The sequence below is a fragment of the Marinobacter sp. genome, assembly GCF_041687235.1.
In the GTDB taxonomy this organism is placed as follows: Bacteria; Pseudomonadota; Gammaproteobacteria; order Pseudomonadales; family Oleiphilaceae; genus Marinobacter.
In genome coordinates, this window is record NZ_JAWLCH010000004.1 from 96,649 (window position 1) to 114,741 (window position 18,093).

Consider the following 18,093-nt stretch of genomic DNA (forward strand, 5'->3'; position numbering starts at 1 on the left):
ACTCACGCTTGGACCTCTGCAGTTGGCACTTGGAAATTTGGGCGCACATTATCCAACTTAATCCAGCCGACCGCAAATACCGGCGGCCATGACCTTCGTATCAAACCGGTTTGGCTTTTCCCCGGAAACAGCCCCTCGGGATCACCGTCATGACAGCATCACCTGCGGGCGTTAGAATACGCGCCTCGCCGCCTCCCGGCCCGGATATCCACAGCAGGAGAACCAGACTGCCCATGAGCCAAGGTTCAACCACACGCCCGTCGCCCCAATCCATCATCGCCCCGGCGTTCCCGTCTCGGCCGGCCGACCACAAAAGATGGGGCCAGCTGCACGGTAGCAGTGACGCGCTGGCCATTTGTGAGAGCGCCCGGGCCCACAAGGGGCTGACGCTGGTCATTACCCGAAGCACCGACGACGCCATCCGGCTGGAGCAGGCCATGCGCTTCTTCCTGGGGTTGCCTCCCGAGGAAGATGGCCCGGCAATCAGCGAAGACGGTCTGGAACTGCTCTCATTGCCAGACTGGGAAACCCTGCCCTACGACCTGTTTTCGCCACACCAGGATATCATCTCGCGGCGAATCCGTACGCTGCACCGGTTACCCGCAACCAGCCGTGGCGTGCTGGTGGTGCCGGCACGAACCCTGATGCACAGACTGCCGCCGGTTAATTACCTGCAGGGCAACACCCTGCTTCTGGAAGTCGGCCAGTCCCTGGAGATCGACAGCTGGCGAATGCAATTGGAGGCGGCGGGTTACCGGCACACGGAAAATGTCTACGAACACGGCGAATATGCAGTCCGGGGCGCCATACTCGATATTTTTCCCATGGGCGCCAACCAGCCATACCGGATTGACCTGTTCGATGATGAGATCGAGACCCTCCGGACCTTCGATCCCGAAACCCAACGTTCGATAGACCGGATCGAACGCATCGAGCTGTTGCCCGCTTACGAATTCCCATGGCACAAGGAAGCGCGCTCCGGGTTCCGTAGCCGCTGGTTCGAGCAGTTCCCCGATGCCGACAAGGACACACCGATCTATCAGGATGTGACTCACGGCATAACCCCGCCCGGCATCGAGTACTACCTGCCCCTGTTTTTTGACGAGACGGCGACGCTGTTCGACTACCTGCCAGAGGCAACCCATGTTTTTACGGCCGACGGATTGAACGATGCCGTCAGCCATTTTGACAGCGAAACCCGGAACCGCTACGAAGACCGCCGCCACGATCGCCTCCGGCCAATCCTGCCGCCTACCCGACTGTTCCTGCAGCAGGAAGAACTGTTCAGACACCTGAAGGGCTTCCCGAGGGTAACGCTCTCCACCGATACATCGGATGCCGCCGGATCGGTCAATTGCCCGACGCAAACCCTGCCAGACATCGCCATGGACGGCCGGGCTGCTGATCCTGCCGGCCGCCTCAAGCGGTTTCTCGCCGATTTCGATGGCCATGTTCTGATCTGCGCCGAATCCTCCGGCCGGCGCGAGGCCCTCATGGAGAACCTTGGCGAGCAGGGCCTTGCCTTGAAAACCCTGCCCGGCTGGCAGGCCTTCCTTGAAGACAAACAGACACCACTGGCCATTACCATTGCTCCCATGGAGCAGGGCCTGGTGCTTCCGGAACATTCCATCGCACTGATTACCGAAACGGCGCTTTTCGGCGAGCGGGTTCTGCAACGACGCCGACGGGAAAAGCCGACCGAAACCGACGATGCCGGTTTCCGGGACCTTTCAGAATTGCGAATCGGGGCACCCGTGGTTCACATTGACCATGGCGTAGGCCGCTACCTGGGCCTGGAAACCATCACCGTTGAAGGCGAAGCCAGCGAGTTCCTGATGCTTGAGTACGCCGGCGGTTCCAAGCTCTATGTGCCGGTATCCAGCCTGCACCTGATCTCCCGCTATGCCGGCAACGACACCGAACACGCTCCGCTGCACAAACTTGGAACCGATCGCTGGAACACGGCAAAACAGAAAGCCCTGGAAAAGATCCGCGATACCGCCGCCGAACTGCTCGACGTCTATGCCCGCCGGGAAGCGCGCAAGGGCTTCAGCTTCGAGGATCCGAAAGAGGCCTACCGGGCGTTCGCCGCCGGCTTCCCGTTCGAGGAAACCCCCGACCAGCAGGTTGCCATCCAGTCGGTCTTTGAAGACATGACCAGCGAACGCCCGATGGATCGCCTGGTCTGTGGTGATGTCGGTTTCGGGAAAACCGAAGTGGCCATGCGGGCCGCCTTCATGGCGACCTGGTCCGGCAAACAGGTGGCCGTGCTGGTCCCAACCACCCTGCTTGCCCAGCAGCACTACGAATCCTTCCGGGACCGCTTTTCGGACACGCCGGTCCAGGTAGAGCTGCTCAGCCGATTCCGCACCGCTGGCCAGACCAGCAAAGCCCTGGAAGCTGTGGAAAACGGCAAGGCCGACATCGTCATCGGCACCCATAAGCTTCTGCAGGGCGATATCCGGTTCAAGAACCTCGGACTGGTCATCATTGACGAGGAGCATCGTTTCGGCGTTCAGCAGAAAGAGAAACTCAAGGCGCTTCGTGCGGAAGTCGACATGCTGAACCTGACCGCGACGCCAATTCCGCGAACTCTGAACATGGCCATGGGCCACCTGAGGGACCTGTCCATCATTGCGACACCGCCGGCCCGACGCCTTTCAGTTAAAACCTTTGTCCGCCAGCGGGACAACGCCATGGTCAAGGAAGCCATTCTCCGGGAGATCCTCAGGGGCGGGCAGGTGTACTTCCTTCACAATGACGTTGCGACCATTGAAAAAACCGCCCAGGATCTTCGCAACCTGATTCCGGAAGCCCGAGTGGGTGTGGCCCACGGCCAGATGCGGGAGCGGGATCTGGAAAGGATCATGTCGGATTTCTACCACAAACGTTTCAACGTACTGGTGTGCACGACCATCATTGAAACCGGTATCGACATCCCCAGTGCCAACACCATTATTATCGAGCGGGCAGACAAGTTCGGCCTGGCCCAGCTGCACCAGCTGCGGGGCCGGGTGGGCCGATCACACCATCAGGCCTACGCCTACCTGCTGACGCCACCACCGAAATCCATAACGTCTGACGCGAAAAAGCGCCTGGACGCCATTTCGGAAGCCCAGGATCTGGGGGCGGGCTTTATGCTGGCCACCCACGATCTGGAAATCCGGGGCGCGGGAGAGCTGCTCGGAGAAGAGCAGAGCGGCCAGATAGAAAGCATCGGCTTTACCCTCTACATGCAACTGCTGGACGAAGCCGTCAAGGCCATCCGAGAGGGCCGGACGCCCAATGCCGACCTGCCCCTGAGCCATGGCACCGAGATGAACCTGAGAATCCCGGCACTGATACCCGAGGACTATCTGCCCGATGTCCATAACCGACTGATGCTTTACAAGCGGATTGCCAGTGTCGACAACAGGGAAGCATTAAAAGAACTTCAGGTTGAGATGATTGACCGCTTCGGATTATTACCGGATCCGGCCAAAAATCTGATCCGACAGACGGAACTGCGGCTTCAGGCGGAGGCCCTGGGCATTGTAAAAGTCGATGCCGGCAAGGAATGGGCGCGCCTCGAGTTCGGCAGCTCGACACCGGTGGACCCGCTGGTCCTGGTTAAAAAAGTGCAATCCGCACCGGACCAGTATCGCCTTGAAGGCGCCAACAGCTTCCGTTTTCGGCTGAAGGATGCCACAACCGGTGGTAAACTCGACGGCATTTCCCGGATGCTTGGCGAGCTGGAGCCTGCAAAAAGCGACGCGTCCGGCTCATGAACGGCCGATCAACATGTGGAGTACGACCCTTGCAGATTGATGGAATTCGCTGGTGCCGATACCCGACACGGGCCATCCTGGCAGCCCTCCTGCTGAGCTTTTCAGTCACGGGCGCAGCCCAGCAGCCCGACCGCGACAAACTGCCCCTTGAACCGGGCGCGCCGGTTCCCGACGACTATTACCGGGCCGAGATTATCATTCTTGAGCGGATCATCGAGCCGGAAGCCATCAACGAACGGATGTCTGACCGGACCGTGGACGAAGCCACCGAAACGGAGGAGATTCTCTGGTCTGTCGGCCAGGGTGGCACCACGGAAACCACTCTGGACCTGGCGCCCCAGGAAGACCTCCATCTTGCCAGCGCAGCCACAAGGCTTGAGCGCAGTGGAAAGTATCGGGTGCTGGTCGCTGCGGGCTGGTACGAAGCATTTCCACCGGATTACGAGGGAACGCCCCTGCGGGTCGAGGCCGGAGACTGGATTGACGACGCCAGCACCCGCTCGGTCGAGGGCCACATCACCATCGACCGTCAACGCTACCTGCATGTTGACGTTCACCTGAACCATTGGCAGCGGGGGGACGAAATCGAACAGCCGGTTGCCGATATCGAAGCGGATATTGCCGTGGCAACGCCATCGGAAGCTCCAGAGCCTGACTCCCCGGATTCAACTTCCGGCTCGGCGACCACCGGCGACTCGCCAGATCAACCGTTACCCCTGAGCGTGGAATCCGCGCCGCTGGAACTGCTGACCTGGATTCGCGAAACGCGACGTATGCGGAGTGAGGAAATCCACTTTCTGGATTCCCCCACCATCGGTGTACTGGTGTTCTTCAAGAAGATTGAGGCGACGGAGTAAGCACACCCAGGCCGGCCATTGAAACCTCGAGAATCCGCTTTACGCCGGACATCCCCTGCTCAATGGCCGCCTCGATCTCTTCCATGGTAATGATGTGGTCGGACTTGCCGGCCGCCCAGTTTACGACCAGCCCGAGACAGACGTAGCGCATCCCGAGCTCGGCCGCCAGTGCCGCCTCCGGCATACCGGTCATCCCCACCAGATCGCAGCCATCCCGCTCCATACGGATGATCTCGGCCGACGTTTCAAGCCTCGGCCCCTGGGTCGCTCCGTACACGCCGAAGCCTGAGAATGGCACGTTTTCAGCGCCGGCGGCATCAATGAGAATCTGACGTGCGCTCTCATCATATGGCCACGTAAAGTCAATGTGGGTTACCGACTCCAGGTCGCCTTCGAAGAAGGTACTGGCACGCCCCCAGGTATAATCGATAATCTGGTCGGGTATGACCACGTGTGCGGGCCCCATGTCCGGATGAATGCCGCCCACGGCGTTGACACCAACCACCGTCCTTACGCCGGCATCATACAGGGCCCGAAGATTGGCCCGATAGTTCACCTGGTGAGGCGGAATGCGGTGTGGGTTGCCGTGACGCGACAGGAAGATCACCGGCTGGTCACCCAGGCGTCCTTCCACCAGTGGCGCGGAGGGCATGCCCCACGGCGTCCTCACCTCCTGCTCGCCCGTTATCTCAAGGCCTGACAGGGTCGTCAGGCCAGTGCCGCCGATTATGCCAACAGGGTGAATCTTCTCCGGTGACATCATTCTGCATCTCCTGAATCTTCTACATCTCCGACCGTCTGGCGATTCTTCGATTTCTCAGCGCTTTTCTCGGCGGAGGATCCGGTGTCCTGATCCGAGGATTCCTCCGCCTGCGCTCCCGCTAACCGAACACCGTCCGGAAGATGCAGAGTTCGGGTCGGGAAGGCAACCTCGGCACCATAGCCCTCTATGATGTCGCTGATTTTTAGCAGCACATCCTGTTTCACTTCGTGGAACCGGACCCATTGGGTGGTCCTGGTAAAGGTATAAACCATGATATCCAGCGATGACGCGTTGAACGCCAGGAAGTTCACAATCAGGGTTTCGTCACTGTCAATCTCTTCATGCCCTTGCAACATGGCCTTGATGTCCGCAACGATGGTGGCCATCTGCCCGACATCGGCATACCGGATGCCAATCGTTTCGTAGATCCTGCGGTTGGTCATGCGGGAGGGGTTCTCCACTGCAATGGTGGTAAACGCAGCATTCGGGACATAGAGCGGGCGTTTGTCGAAGGTACGGATGGTGGTCAGACGCCAGCCGATATGCTCAACAGTTCCCTCGATGTTCCTGTCCGGCGAGCGCACCCAGTCCCCCACTTTGAACGGCCGGTCGAGATGGATGATAAAGCCGCCGAAAAAGTTGGCCAGCAGATCCTTGGCGGCAAACCCGACGGCAATACCACCCACGCCGCCGAAGGCCAGAACCCCGGAAATACTGTAGCCCAGAGACTGCATCGCAGTCAGCGTAGCGGTAATAATAACGACAGCCCGGAGCAACTTGCTCACCGCGTTTACGGTGGTGTAGTCCATGGGCTGCTTCATCTTGAGAGGCGAAACCAGTATCGCCTCTGCTTCCTTGATCAGTCTCAGGACCGCCCACACCAGAACGAAGACAAACCCGAGCTGCAGAAGCGAATCGTTGACCTTGAAGATCTCTGCTTCCGAATAATGATGAGCCACCTCTGCAGCCCAGTAGACCCCCTGCAGCCATACAAACGCCACGATCGGTTTGCGGGCCGCGTGGAGCAGGGCATCGTCCCAGAGGTTATTGGTCTGGCTGAATTTACGCTCAAGGGCAACAACGATATGGCTGGCGATATACGCCACTGTGGCGGTTCCAAAAACCAGCGCAAATACAACAATGCCAACGCGCCAGGCTTCAGACAACAGTCCGAAATTTTCGATCCAGCCATTCACAATGGCCATGAAATCCCCAATCATCGGATCCCTCTGCACAAAAGGTTTAACGAATGAAAACGGCCGTTCCCGGCCCAACGCGATCAAACAGGGCAACAATGTCTGCATTACGCATGCGGATACAACCGTGAGACAGCGGCACACCCATGGGCTCGCTGTCCGGCGTGCCGTGAATGTATATGAAGCGGCGGAAAGTATCGACACCCGGGCCACGGTTTCTGCCCCATTCACGGCCACACAGCCACAGAATCCGGGTCAGTATCCAGTCTCGGTCCGGATGCTTCCGGGCAAGTTCAGCACTGTAGGTCTCGCCTGTGGGACGCCGGGCGCGAAATACCGTCCCGACCGGGAATCCGGCACCAATACTGGCCCGAATATAATGCTTTCCCCGAGGGGTGCAGCCACTGCCATCGTTTTCACCAGGCCCGTTGAGCCCCGTGGAAATCGGATAGGCGGCAAGAAGCTGGCCTTCTGTGGTTTCAAGCTGAAGACTCTGGTGGGTCAGATCAATGTTAATGCGAACGGATGCAGGATCAATCAAAAGCGGCCAGGCTCCCCGAAAGGTTGAGGGGGAAGCCTAACCGAGAGAGAGGAACTCAGGCAACCGAGACCTTGCTGCCAGCTGGCGGGATCAGCATGGCGTCTTCCGCCTGCATGCCGGCGGCGAGGAACGGAACCAGTCGGGCAGCGATTTCCTGGACGGTGGTTTCAACACCCAACTTGTTCTGCAGGATGTCTCGAAGGGCATCGCTACTGGACATGGTAAACGCGGTTGCTCCAAGCATGAACTGGATCCGCCAGTAACGGTCCACCGAGGAGAGTTGAGGCGTCGCTTCCTTGAGCAGACGCATGAAGCGACTGAAGGGCTCGCTGTATTCCTGCTCAAGGAATTTACGCAAATGCCCCTGGGACTGGGTGTAGGCAAGCCCGAGCAAGCGCATGAAGATGGAAATCCCCTTCTCGTTACGCTGAGGCATGCGCACAGCGCTTTCGGTGAGCGCCCAGAGTGTTTGATTCAGTGTGGGCGGTTTCCCATCGCAGCGTTCTTCAAGCTCGTCAAAGGCATTTTCGAGTGTTGCTGAGAACGGCGTCAGGAAGCGCGCGAATACGGCATGAATCAGGGCGTTCTTCGAACCAAAGTGGTAATTGACAGCGGCAAGATTTACTTTAGCCTTACTGGTAATCATTCGGAGCGAGGTTTCCGAAAAACCCCGGTCGGCGAACAGCTCTTCGGCTGCATCAAGAATCCGGTCAACGGTATCAGACTGCGCCATTTTGTTATCAATGCCTCTAGCAAACGTCTGTTTGAAACATACGTTTGAAGCGCAGTTATGTCAAGCTCTGGGCTCTGGCGCCGCTGCCACGTCTTCCCAGCCCCGGTCAATTGCCTGCTGATTGCCTTCGAAAAAAGCCTTTTGAACCCGACTGTACGCCTTCTCGGCTTCCATCAGATAGATCAGGTAGAGACGCACGTGTTCCCGGCGCGTCAGCTGACGGGAAAGAATCCGGTTTTCAGACAACCGCAGCAGATGACTGAACCGGGTATTTTTAAGCGCAGGGTTAAAATCAGCCATCCGCGCACATTGCCAGATCAGGCCATCCGAGCCTTCCAGGTGGGCGACGTGCTGCCGTGCTTCCCGCAGCATCCGCTGGCGGGTTATGACCAGGTCGAGATACGAGGGTTTGTTTGTGTAGACTCGCCTTACCGCAGGTATTCCGAGCAGAAGTATGATCACGAAGGCCCCGAAGCCGCCACCGGCAATCCAGGCCGGCACAAATCCGGTTAAGCCGCTTAGAAAAATAGCCGCTGCAATCAAGGCACTGAACAGCCAAAGGTCCCTGCTACGGCGAGCCTCAGCCATCGCGAAGTTGTCCGGCCAACCGTTCATCGCCAGCAAATCGAAGTCCATCAACAGTACCCGGTCACACTGGCGCAGCATCAGCCGGAGCTTACGTTGCCGGGATTCCGCCAAAACTTTCTCGGGCTTGCCGCTCCCGGCAACCTGGTTTTCCTCGCTCTGGTTTTCCCCGCTACCCGCTGTGGCACCGGGCCCGGAACCGGCCTCCGAAGCCGGTCCGGTTGCCGCATTTTCCTCAGCCTGCCTGGCTGGCACCGTCGCTGAATTCCCCCCATCAGCAGCTACGGGCGCCGGTACAGGATCCGCCGCACGGCCAGGCCGCAGCACTGGGGCCTGCGTTGGCTCGCTAGCCTGGGTAGCCTTGCTCTGATTTTCCGCCATGACAGATTGTCCGGGTTCCGGGGTTTTTAAGAGTATCGACCGTCACGTCAGATACTTGAATTCCCCTCTCCTCCACCTTGGCATCGGCCAGTCCGCTCGCTATCCTTGGCGCACCTGCCAGAAAGGCACCCTCACACCACACATAACGAGGTCCGGCTTATGTTCACAGGCATTGTTCAGGGCATTGCAACCATTGAAGACGTCACTGCCAGGCCCGGTCTGAGCACCTTTGCCATCCGGCTCCCTGCCAACAAAGCGGACGGCGTTTCCATTGGCGCATCGGTCGCGATCAACGGTACCTGTCTGACCGTGACGCGCCAGGAAGACAGCGTGCTCTATTTCGATGCCATGCAGGAAACCCTGAGACTGACGACGCTGGGGGACCTGAAAGCCGGAGACCAGGTGAATTTCGAGCGCGCGGCCCGGATCGGGGATGAAATTGGCGGCCACCTGCTTTCGGGCCATATCCACACGACGGCAAAGATCGTCGAGATTCTGCGACCGGAAAACAATGTCACCCTGTGGTTTGAAGTGCCCGACGAGTGGACGCGTTACCTCTTTCCCAAGGGCTACATTGCCATCAACGGCGCCAGCCTGACCATCGGCGACGTTCGGGGCAACCGGTTCAACATCCACCTCATTCCGGAAACCCTGAGGGCCACGACCTTTGGCACAGCCGCCGAGGGCCAGCGGGTGAACATTGAAATTGACAGTCAGACCCAGACCATTGTGGACACCCTGGCACGGCTGGGATACGACCGGCCGGCGCCAACCCTGTAACCCGCCTGTTGCGTCAGCGGTTGCTGGCCCGGAACACCACGAATTTCGGGCTGGCATCCAACTGTTCCACTGATGAGAAATACCGGCGGAGGCTTCGGTGATAGCCGAGATGCCGATTCCCGACCATCAGCAACCGGCCTGCAGGCTTCAGATGCCGAGAGGCCTGTTCAAACAACCGCAAGGCAATGTGATCGCCCACGACACCACCCTCGTGGAACGGCGGATTCAGAAGAATCAGATCGAAGGAACCGGAGCCCGGATCAATGCCATCGTTGTGGGCGAACATTAACCGCGCGTCCGGGAAGGCAATGTCTGCATTATGACGGGCACTCAGCACCGCCTGGCTTGAAACGTCGCTGAACATCACAGGCTGTTCCTGCCTGGCAGCCAATGCCGCCAGCCCCAGCACGCCGTTGCCACAAGCCAGATCGAGAACGGAGTTGTCTGCACCGGCCGTCGACACGGCTTTGGCCACATGGGGCAAAAGCAAGCGACTCCCGATATCCAGCTTTTCCCGGGCAAACACCGCCGGCAAAGCCTCCACCTCCACAGCACCATTCTGGCCGGCCAATGTATATCCCTTCCAGGTACCTGACCAATCTTCCAGATTCGCAACGCCTTTGCGGCAACGGATCACCCGGGCCTTTTTCCGCGCCGGCAGCACTTGCTCGGTCTGCACCGTTTCGGCAAACACGTCGACACTTTTGGCCGGCAGATGCTTGATCATTCCGCCCGCAAGCAGCACCCCGGAATCGGCCATCACACCGTTGAGCCAGCGCAGAAGCCAGGCCAGATAGTCGGCCTGACGCGGTATTCTCAACACCACCAGATCGAACGGCCCCCGAGGCGGATTGATCCAGCTGTGAACAGGGCCCAATACCGTAAAGGCGGGATTCAGGGAGCTGTTTTCCGAGAGAGCCGGCGGCAACACAGCGCTGTCTGCAACCACGGTTGGCGACACGGCGGCAAGCCCCAGTGAAAGAGCGCCGAACTGATCATCCACCACCAGCACCCGAGGCTTTTTAACGGCGCTGGCAGCACTCAAAGCCTCCTCCAGCAGGAGCTCGTCTGCCGCATCCCAGGCACGAAGCGTAGGATCGGTGGCTCCCGGCCGGCTCAGGATCAGCGTACCTTGAGAAAAAACCAGTTCGGCAGTTGTCATTTCGGGCATCCCGGGGGCTTTTTGTCACAAAAGCGCCATTCTAGGCTGTTTATTCTAGAAATTAACCCTAACGTTGTAGGTGTTCACGCTGAACATCCCTTTTCCGGTTGGCTCCGTTGTTCTGGACGCGAACCTCTTGCCCCTCACCCCAGGGGCTTTTTTCGTTCAGGATCGGCGAAAAGCACGGTACACGGTAAAGCGGCGGTCTTCCTGCAGCCGCTCCACCGGCCCTATGCAACGTTTCATCAGAGGCTCGTATGGCAGGAAACTGTTTGCCACCAGCCGCACTTCACCGCCCGGTGCAAGATGGCGCACCACCTCCCGAAGAAAGCGCTCGGTCATCGACAGGTCGGTTCTGACACCGCTGTGAAAGGGGGGATTGCTGAGAATGACGGGCCAGGTGCCCTCACCCGCCGGGAGGCCATCCGAGGCCAATATACGCCCCGAAACCCCGTTGCGCCGATACGTAGCCCTGGCGCAGATGACTGCCTGGGATTGCACGTCGACTCCGTCCACTGTGACGGGAGGATGGCCCTGCCGCTCGCACCAGCGGTGAAGCCAGGCACCGAGAACCCCGGCGCCACAGGCAAAATCGAGTATGGGGCCGGCTCCTGGCGGGTAATCATCCAGGGTTTCAAGCAATCGGCGTGTGCCCTCGTCCAGTTCACCGAGACTGAAAATGCCCGGCAGCCCGGCAACGTCAATGCCCACCGACTTGCAGTCAATGTGCGTCCAGGTCATCCACGATTCAAGCGTAAACTCCGGCAGAGGTTCAATAGCATCCGCACACCACACCTGACAGTGCCTGGCGCTGTCGGTCTTGGTCGCCTCTGGTGCCACGGCCTTCAGTTGTTTGACGGCACCGGCAATGCCTTCCTTCTTTTCACCCACCAGCACCAACCGCGCACCCGGAAAAGCGAGCCACCGCGCCAGGGCAAGGCGAAGATCGAGCTCGGCCCGGGCCTTGGGCAGGAACACAACCAGAGTGTCAAAGCTACCGGCCACCAGCGCCGGATCGTCGTAGCCGAAGCAGACCTGCCACTTTTCCCGCACGGCAAGACCGGCGCATACGCCAGCATTCTCGCTCATGGCCATGCCAGCGATGGGCAGATCAGCCAGCAGTTCGCCAGCGATTACGCCCAGCAGGGCGACCCGCCCCTGCAAGAGATGACGGTTCCGCAAAAGGGCTTCATGGGAATTTGGGAGTGACATTGCGTGGTTGATCCCGCGTGGGTTATTCGAAAACGGGATACTCTAACCGGAATGCGCCCTCGAGTCTCCCCTATAAAGGTGAGGCTCTGAGGGCTTTCAGAAAACAAAGGCCCTGGGCAGATGGGTCATTTATAGCGGGCAACAGTACCGACCCGCAGGGCATCTTCAGGAGACATACCCCAGTCTTCAGGCTGACTGTTTTCAGACACTTTCTGCCCCCGGTCACGCTGCTCCGAGCCGACCGCCATCTGTTTACGCTGGTTCAGTGCCGTCAGGGCTTTCTGCATCAGTTCTTTCATGGTCCACCTCCTCGCTTACTGCACGATCTACTCTATCAAAGCGGAAGGTGACCAACTGTGATGACGCCGAGGGTCAGAAAGTGACGCTCATCACGATTCTTTGACGCAATTTTACATTCTTTACTGGACGGTTTTCTGACGCCCGGACCGCACCGGCCGCTGGATCAGCTCGTCGATACTGTTCTGCCGGACCCGTTCGTGATCTTCCTCGCTGGATACCGACAACCCCATATCCCGGAGAATCCCGTCGGCCACATCATAGACAAAGCCATGGACAGTGAGAGGCTGGCCGCGTTTCCAGGCTTCCTGGACAATGTTGTTCTGGCAAACGTGCCCGACCTGCTCGACAACATTCAGCTCGCACAACCTGTCCACCCGGTCCTGGACGCTCGACACGGCATCCAGCACTTGCTGATGCCGGTCACGGACATCCTGAACGTGTCGGAGCCAGTTGCTGATCAGCCCAAAACCCTCGTTGAGCAACGCGGCTCTCACGCCGCCACAGCCGTAATGACCGACCACGAGCACGTGCTTCACTTTCAGCACTTCGATCGCAAACTGAAGCACCGACAGGCAGTTGAAGTCGGTATGGACAACCACGTTGGCCACGTTCCGATGAACAAACAGCTCACCGGGCAGAAGGTCGACAATCTGGTTGGCCGGCACACGGCTGTCCGCACAGCCAATCCAGAGGTATTCCGGCGCCTGCTGATTGGACAGGCGATGAAAAAACTGCGGATCCTGGGCCTTGATGCCATCCGCCCAGGCCCGGTTTTTTTCCAGAAGATGGTCAAGCTGACCCATTATCCCGCTCCGTTAAATAATTTCCGATTGCCGATTGAACGGGAATGCGGTTGCCAAAGCAATACTCAGTTGGTCTGAAGGTCCACCTCTGCGTGTGGCTGGTGCATGGTGCTCTGGGCCAGATCCAGCAATTCGCGAAGCGCCACCGAGAACATGGCGTACTCCGGTTCCCTGACTCCCTTGAGTTCCGACAGCATGGACTTCCACCGACCAATCATCTGGTGGTGCCGCTCGAGCCAGTTCTCGACACAGGCGGGCACGTCTTCCGGTTTCCCGGCAAGCTTGAGTACGCCGGTGGTCAGCGCGCGCTGTTGCCAGTCGAGGTCCTCCCGAAAACTCTCCCTGGCCAGAGCCTGCCAGTGGGAGGCGGGTGTCAATGAAGCAATAGCATTGGCAAACCAGTTGAGATCCAGACGATCACCCAGCTCATAATAGAGGTTGGCTACGGTCTTCAGGGGCATGCCGGTTGCTTCCTGTGCCTCGATGATACCCAGGGACGAGTACAGGTGCCCGGTACCGGACACAACGGACGCCAATTCTGACGGCAGGCCCGCATCCACCAGGGCCTGGTGCCGTTTTTCCCAGGTGGTCCGGGCCTGATCGCCAAGATATTCCGGCAGTCCTGCGGTAATGGCCCAGACGCTGTCGGCGAAACGCTCCATATGGTTCTGGATGCTCAGTTCGGCTCGGCGGTTGCGCAACAGCCAGCGAACCGAGCGCCGCATCAACCTCATCAGGTCCTGCATAAGCTCCATCTGAAGCTGCGCCGGCACATGAAAATCCAGATCCTCAATCCTGTCCCACCAGTTATCAATGCGGAACACATCCCGGGAAATGATCCAGGCCAGCGCAATGGACGCTGCATCGGCACCGGTTGACTGGTTCAGGCGCTCCACAAAGGTAATACCCATGTGGTTGACCATGTCATTGGCAATCTGGGTGGCGATGATTTCACGACGTAGCTGATGCTCTCCCAGTTCCTTCGAGAATTTCTGGGTCAGATCACGGGGAAACACCTTGTACATTTCACCGGCGAGCAATGGATCGTCCGGCAATGTGCTGTCAATCAGGGTCTGTTTCAGATCCCCTTTTACATAAGAGATCAGAACCGACAATTCCGGCCGAGTCAGCCCTTTTTTGTCCAGCTTGCGCTCGGACAGGGTCTCGTCATCGGGCAGGAACTCCAGGGAACGGTTGAGCTTACCCTCGTTCTCGAAGGTATTCATCAGCCGGCGGTACTCCTCCAGACGGCTCGCCGCATCCTCACTGGCAATACTGATCGCCTGGGTCTGGCGGTAGTTATTCTTGAGAACAAGCTCGGCAACATCATCGGTCATCTCCTCAAGCATGACATTGCGTTGCTTGTTGGTGAGGTCACCCATGGCAACGGCCCGGTTGAGCAGGATCTTCATGTTGACCTCATGGTCGGAACAGTCCACGCCACCGGAGTTATCGATAAAGTCGGTATTGAGACGCCCGCCCCGGAGCGCGAATTCAATCCGGCCGAGCTGGGTCAGCCCAAGGTTGCCGCCCTCGCCGACCACCTTGCAACGCAGTTCCGAGCCGTTGATCCGCAATCCGTCATTGGCCTTGTCGCCCACGTCACTTTGGGTTTCGCTGGCGCCCTTCACATAGGTGCCGATACCACCCACCCAAAGCAGGTCGACCTGGGCTTTGAGAATGTGTGAAATCAGCATGTTTGGCGGCACCCGGTCGGATTTGATGCCCAACAGCTTCTTCATCTCCGGGCTGACCGGGATAGACTTGGCATTCCGGCTGAACACCCCGCCCCCCTTGGAGATGAGCTTGCTGTCGTAATCGGTCCACGCGGAACGAGGCAGCCCGAACAGGCGCTTGCGCTCCTTGTAACTCCTCTCCGGGTCCGGAGCCGGGTCAATAAAGATATGAATGTGGTTGAAGGCAGCCACTAACCGGGTTTTCTCTGAGCACAACATTCCGTTGCCGAAAACGTCGCCACCCATGTCGCCGATACCGATGGCGGTAAATTCGTCCAGGGCCGGGTTGATCCCCATCTCCCGGAAATGGCGCTCCACCGAAACCCAGGCGCCCCGGGCGGTAATACCCATTTTCTTGTGATCGTAGCCATTACTGCCACCGGACGCGAAGGCATCCCCCATCCAGAAGCCATACTCTGCCGCCAGGCCGTTGGCAATATCCGAGAAGGTTGCAGTACCTTTGTCCGCGGCGACAACCAGATAATGATCATCTTCATCGTGACGGATAACCCGTTCCGGCGACTGAATCCCTGCATCCACCAGATTGTCGGTGATATCCAGCAAACCCCGGATGAAGGTTTTATAGGCTTCGATACCCTCCGCCTGAAAGGCCTCCCGGTCTGACGGATCGGGCAGTCGCTTGGCAACAAACCCGCCCTTCGCGCCGACAGGCACGATGACCGCGTTCTTGACCTGCTGGGCCTTTACCAGCCCCAGGATCTCGGTGCGGTAATCCTCGAAGCGGTCGGACCAGCGCAAGCCACCCCGGGCAACTTTGCCGCCCCGAAGATGAACCCCCTCAACCCTTGGTGAGTAGACGAAAATCTCGAACATCGGCATGGGCAGCGGCATGTCCGGAATCTGCGAGGGATCGAACTTCACACTGATGTAGGGCTTGGGTCCTCCGGCTTCGTCGAGCTGGTAGTAGTTGGTGCGCAGGGTGGCCTGGATGAGCTCCAGGTAAAGCCGAAGCACACGGTCTTCACTGAGATTATCAACATTCTCGAGGCCGGCATTGAACTCGATCTCCAGCTTCTGCTGGGCCGCCTGACTTTTGCCAGGGCTCTGATAGCGCTCCGGGTTGAACCGGATCTCGAAGAACTCCAGCAACAAACGGGTCAGATCAACATGGTTCACCAGGGTGTTGGAAATAAAGGTCTGACTGTTGGAGAACCGGATCTGGCGCATGTACCGGGCATAGGTTCGCAACAGAGCGATTTCCCGCCAGCTCATGTAGGACGACAGCAGCATCCGGTTGAAGGCATCATTCTCCGCCTCACCGAACCAGACCCGGCGGAAGAGGTCCTCAAAGATTGGCCGGATCCGGTGAATATCCACCACGTTGCCGGTGTGGGCCTTGAGGGTGAAGTCGTGGATCCAGACCGTCTTGTTGTGCCGGTCAGTTACCTCGAAGGGATGCTCACCGATCACCCGGAAACCCAGATTATCGAATATCGGCATGACATCCGACAGCGGCAAAGGCTCGTCCGGGTAGAAGAGCTTGAAATGGAGCGTACTCTCATCCTCTTCCAGGGCCCTGTAGAAACTCATGGCCAGGTCCTGGTTGTTCGCGGATGCCGCAATATGTTCCAGATCAATCGCGGCGCGCCGGGGTGAGAACATGTCGGTGTAACTGGCCGGGAAACCGCCAGCCCACAGGCGATAAAGCTCGTTGCCCTGCTCTTCGCCCCAGGCCTCGTTCAGCGCTTCGGAAAGGCCGTCCCGCCAGGATTGGGCAAGTTCGATGACTTTTTCCCGGATCTCCGCTGTTGGAAGCTGCCGGTTCTCGACCTGAGGCACCCGGATGGTGAACTGGACACGGGCCAGTACCGATTCGGAAAAGTGCGTCACAAATTCCACGTCTTCAGCATCCAGCCGGTCAACCAACACCTGCTCGACCTTCAGCCGCAGTTCCGTGTTGTAGATGTCCCTGGGGAAGAACGCCAGGCAGGTGACGAACTGCCCGTATACATCCTCCCGCATGAACAGCTCTATGCGGCGACGCTCCTGGATGTAAAGGATACTCTTCGCCACCTTGAGCAACTCGTCGGGCTCGATCTGGAACAGTTCGTCCCGGGGGTACAGGGTCAGGATCTGCTCCAGCTCCTTGCCGGCGTAGTCATCACGAAGAAATCCGGACCGTTTCATCACGCTCTGAAACTTGCGCCGCAGCAGGGGAATCTCATCGGGCCGTTCGTTGTAAACCCGGGCCGTGTAAAGACCCAGGAAACGACGCTCACCGACAACCTCACCCTTGCTGTTGAACTTCTTGACCGCAATGTAGTCCGGGTAGGCCGGACGGTGCACCCGGGAACGTTGAGCCGATTTGGCGAAGATAAAAATATCGTCGCTTCGGGTCATCTCATGGCGGGTGCGCTGCGGTAGTTCGTTCAGGCGAACCCGGTCCGGGCGCTCATTGTTAACCCGCAAAATACCCAGCTCGGAGTTCTCCACCCGCCGGACGACCATACCGCTTTTATCCTTGGCGAAGTCGTACTCGTCATAGCCGAGAAACGTAAAATGATCCCGGGCCAGCCATTCCAGGAACGCCCGGGCTTCCTCCTTCTGCTCGTCATTGATACCCGCGGTAGTACTGTCCAGCTCTCCGATGATTTCGTTTACCTTTTCAGTGACCACCGGGAAATCGCCCACCGCAATCCGGACCTCATGCAGCACGTTCTGCAGGGTGCCCTCCAGCTCCCTCAGGTCCTCCGGGTTGCTGTGGCGATCAATCTCAAGAACGATGAAGGCCTCGTAGGCGGCGCCAGACGCCGTCTTTTTGCTGGTATGCAGCTTTTTCAGTTTGCCATCGTTCTGCCTCTCCACTTGCAGGATTGAATGCTGGATGGAGTGGGTACCGATTTCCCGCTGGTTGATGGCAATTCGCAGGGAATCGATCAGAAAGGGAATGTTCGGATGCAGAATAAAAACCACGGTATGGGTCGACTGCCAGCCGTCGCTCTCCAGATCCGGATTGAACACGGCAACCGGCGTTTCTTCGGCGGACCGCTTCTGGAGGAATTGCCAGGCCGCCAGTACGGCGCCGTAGGTATCGGCAAATCGTCGGCTGACCAGTTCCTCAAGGGGAATATGCGCGTAATGTTGCTTGGCAAACTCGCTGATTTTTTTGGCTTCGGTTTTGGTAATCTTCTTTGCGAAAGCGTCAGCCAACTGTTCAAAGAACTGATCCTTGCTGGCCACTGTCAGCGCATTCATGGTCGACCTCAGTTAGTGTGAAATAAACGTAATCGGCGTATCGTCACATAAGCATAGTCAA

The 18,093-nt window shown here is 58.5% G+C and carries 13 protein-coding genes; 3 read left to right on the forward strand and 10 right to left on the reverse strand.

Annotated elements, in window-relative coordinates:
* The first annotated feature begins 233 nt into the window (after positions 1–233).
* Together mfd and ACESMK_RS07645 are read left to right on the forward strand one after the other, a co-directional pair.
* Entirely contained in the window at positions 234–3,767 is a 3,534-nt protein-coding gene (gene mfd / locus ACESMK_RS07640; RefSeq protein ID WP_372996872.1) for a transcription-repair coupling factor, read from the forward strand.
* Between the two features lie 29 nt (positions 3,768–3,796).
* Positions 3,797–4,624, forward strand: coding sequence for a CsiV family protein (locus ACESMK_RS07645; protein WP_372996874.1), 828 nt, complete (start codon positions 3,797–3,799; stop codon positions 4,622–4,624).
* On the opposite strand, the gene ACESMK_RS07650 is transcribed toward ACESMK_RS07645, so the two are convergent.
* Genes ACESMK_RS07650 through ACESMK_RS07670 form a run of 5 tightly spaced genes read right to left on the reverse strand, consistent with a single transcriptional unit; the run spans position 4,599 to position 8,823 of the window.
* Positions 4,599–5,387, reverse strand: coding sequence for an S-methyl-5'-thioinosine phosphorylase (locus ACESMK_RS07650; protein WP_372996876.1), 789 nt, complete (start codon positions 5,385–5,387; stop codon positions 4,599–4,601). The genes ACESMK_RS07645 and ACESMK_RS07650 overlap by 26 nt on opposite strands.
* On the reverse strand, positions 5,384–6,607 hold the full coding sequence (locus tag ACESMK_RS07655; RefSeq protein WP_372996878.1) for a mechanosensitive ion channel family protein: 1,224 nt from the start codon (positions 6,605–6,607) through the stop codon (positions 5,384–5,386). The genes ACESMK_RS07650 and ACESMK_RS07655 overlap by 4 nt, the downstream gene beginning before the upstream one ends.
* 22 nt (positions 6,608–6,629) lie before the next feature.
* On the reverse strand, positions 6,630–7,124 hold the full coding sequence (locus ACESMK_RS07660; RefSeq protein WP_372996880.1) for a L,D-transpeptidase family protein: 495 nt from the start codon (positions 7,122–7,124) through the stop codon (positions 6,630–6,632).
* A gap of 55 nt (positions 7,125–7,179) precedes the next feature.
* On the reverse strand, positions 7,180–7,857 hold the full coding sequence (locus tag ACESMK_RS07665) for a TetR/AcrR family transcriptional regulator (protein ID WP_104320387.1): 678 nt from the start codon (positions 7,855–7,857) through the stop codon (positions 7,180–7,182).
* A 60-nt stretch (positions 7,858–7,917) separates the two neighbouring features.
* A complete protein-coding gene (locus tag ACESMK_RS07670) occupies positions 7,918–8,823 on the reverse strand; it encodes a hypothetical protein (RefSeq protein WP_372996883.1) in 906 nt (301 codons plus the stop codon).
* A gap of 159 nt (positions 8,824–8,982) precedes the next feature.
* Between ACESMK_RS07670 and ACESMK_RS07675 the strand changes: the two genes are divergently transcribed.
* On the forward strand, positions 8,983–9,603 hold the full coding sequence (locus tag ACESMK_RS07675) for a riboflavin synthase subunit alpha (RefSeq protein ID WP_372996885.1): 621 nt from the start codon (positions 8,983–8,985) through the stop codon (positions 9,601–9,603).
* Positions 9,604–9,616: 13 nt separating this feature from the next.
* Here ACESMK_RS07675 and ACESMK_RS07680 read toward each other — a convergent pair whose 3' ends face one another.
* From ACESMK_RS07680 to ACESMK_RS07700, 5 genes are all read right to left on the reverse strand, one after another.
* Positions 9,617–10,765 (reverse strand): class I SAM-dependent methyltransferase, encoded by a 1,149-nt coding sequence (locus tag ACESMK_RS07680; RefSeq protein ID WP_372996887.1) that lies wholly within the window; start codon positions 10,763–10,765, stop codon positions 9,617–9,619.
* A 165-nt stretch (positions 10,766–10,930) separates the two neighbouring features.
* A complete protein-coding gene (locus tag ACESMK_RS07685) occupies positions 10,931–11,977 on the reverse strand; it encodes a methyltransferase (RefSeq protein WP_372996889.1) in 1,047 nt (348 codons plus the stop codon).
* 125 nt (positions 11,978–12,102) lie between these two features.
* Positions 12,103–12,276 (reverse strand): hypothetical protein, encoded by a 174-nt coding sequence (locus ACESMK_RS07690; RefSeq protein WP_372996891.1) that lies wholly within the window; start codon positions 12,274–12,276, stop codon positions 12,103–12,105.
* Positions 12,277–12,396: 120 nt separating this feature from the next.
* A complete protein-coding gene (gene can / locus ACESMK_RS07695) occupies positions 12,397–13,080 on the reverse strand; it encodes a carbonate dehydratase (RefSeq protein WP_372996893.1) in 684 nt (227 codons plus the stop codon).
* A 65-nt stretch (positions 13,081–13,145) separates the two neighbouring features.
* Positions 13,146–18,032 (reverse strand): NAD-glutamate dehydrogenase, encoded by a 4,887-nt coding sequence (locus tag ACESMK_RS07700; RefSeq protein ID WP_372996895.1) that lies wholly within the window; start codon positions 18,030–18,032, stop codon positions 13,146–13,148.
* Between the last annotated feature and the right edge of the window lie 61 nt (positions 18,033–18,093).

Bases quoted from the DNA above. Each gene is read 5' to 3' on its own strand.
- mfd (WP_372996872.1), top strand. From the start codon at position 234: ATGAGCCAAGGTTCAACCACACGCCCGTCGCCCCAATCCATCATCGCC.
- ACESMK_RS07650 (WP_372996876.1), bottom strand. From the start codon at position 5,387: ATGATGTCACCGGAGAAGATTCACCCTGTTGGCATAATCGGCGGCACT.
- ACESMK_RS07655 (WP_372996878.1), bottom strand. From the start codon at position 6,607: ATGATTGGGGATTTCATGGCCATTGTGAATGGCTGGATCGAAAATTTC.
- ACESMK_RS07665 (WP_104320387.1), bottom strand. From the start codon at position 7,857: ATGGCGCAGTCTGATACCGTTGACCGGATTCTTGATGCAGCCGAAGAG.
- ACESMK_RS07670 (WP_372996883.1), bottom strand. From the start codon at position 8,823: ATGGCGGAAAATCAGAGCAAGGCTACCCAGGCTAGCGAGCCAACGCAG.
- ACESMK_RS07675 (WP_372996885.1), top strand. From the start codon at position 8,983: ATGTTCACAGGCATTGTTCAGGGCATTGCAACCATTGAAGACGTCACT.
- ACESMK_RS07680 (WP_372996887.1), bottom strand. From the start codon at position 10,765: ATGACAACTGCCGAACTGGTTTTTTCTCAAGGTACGCTGATCCTGAGC.
- ACESMK_RS07685 (WP_372996889.1), bottom strand. From the start codon at position 11,977: ATGTCACTCCCAAATTCCCATGAAGCCCTTTTGCGGAACCGTCATCTC.
- ACESMK_RS07690 (WP_372996891.1), bottom strand. From the start codon at position 12,276: ATGAAAGAACTGATGCAGAAAGCCCTGACGGCACTGAACCAGCGTAAA.
- can (WP_372996893.1), bottom strand. From the start codon at position 13,080: ATGGGTCAGCTTGACCATCTTCTGGAAAAAAACCGGGCCTGGGCGGAT.
- ACESMK_RS07700 (WP_372996895.1), bottom strand. From the start codon at position 18,032: ATGAATGCGCTGACAGTGGCCAGCAAGGATCAGTTCTTTGAACAGTTG.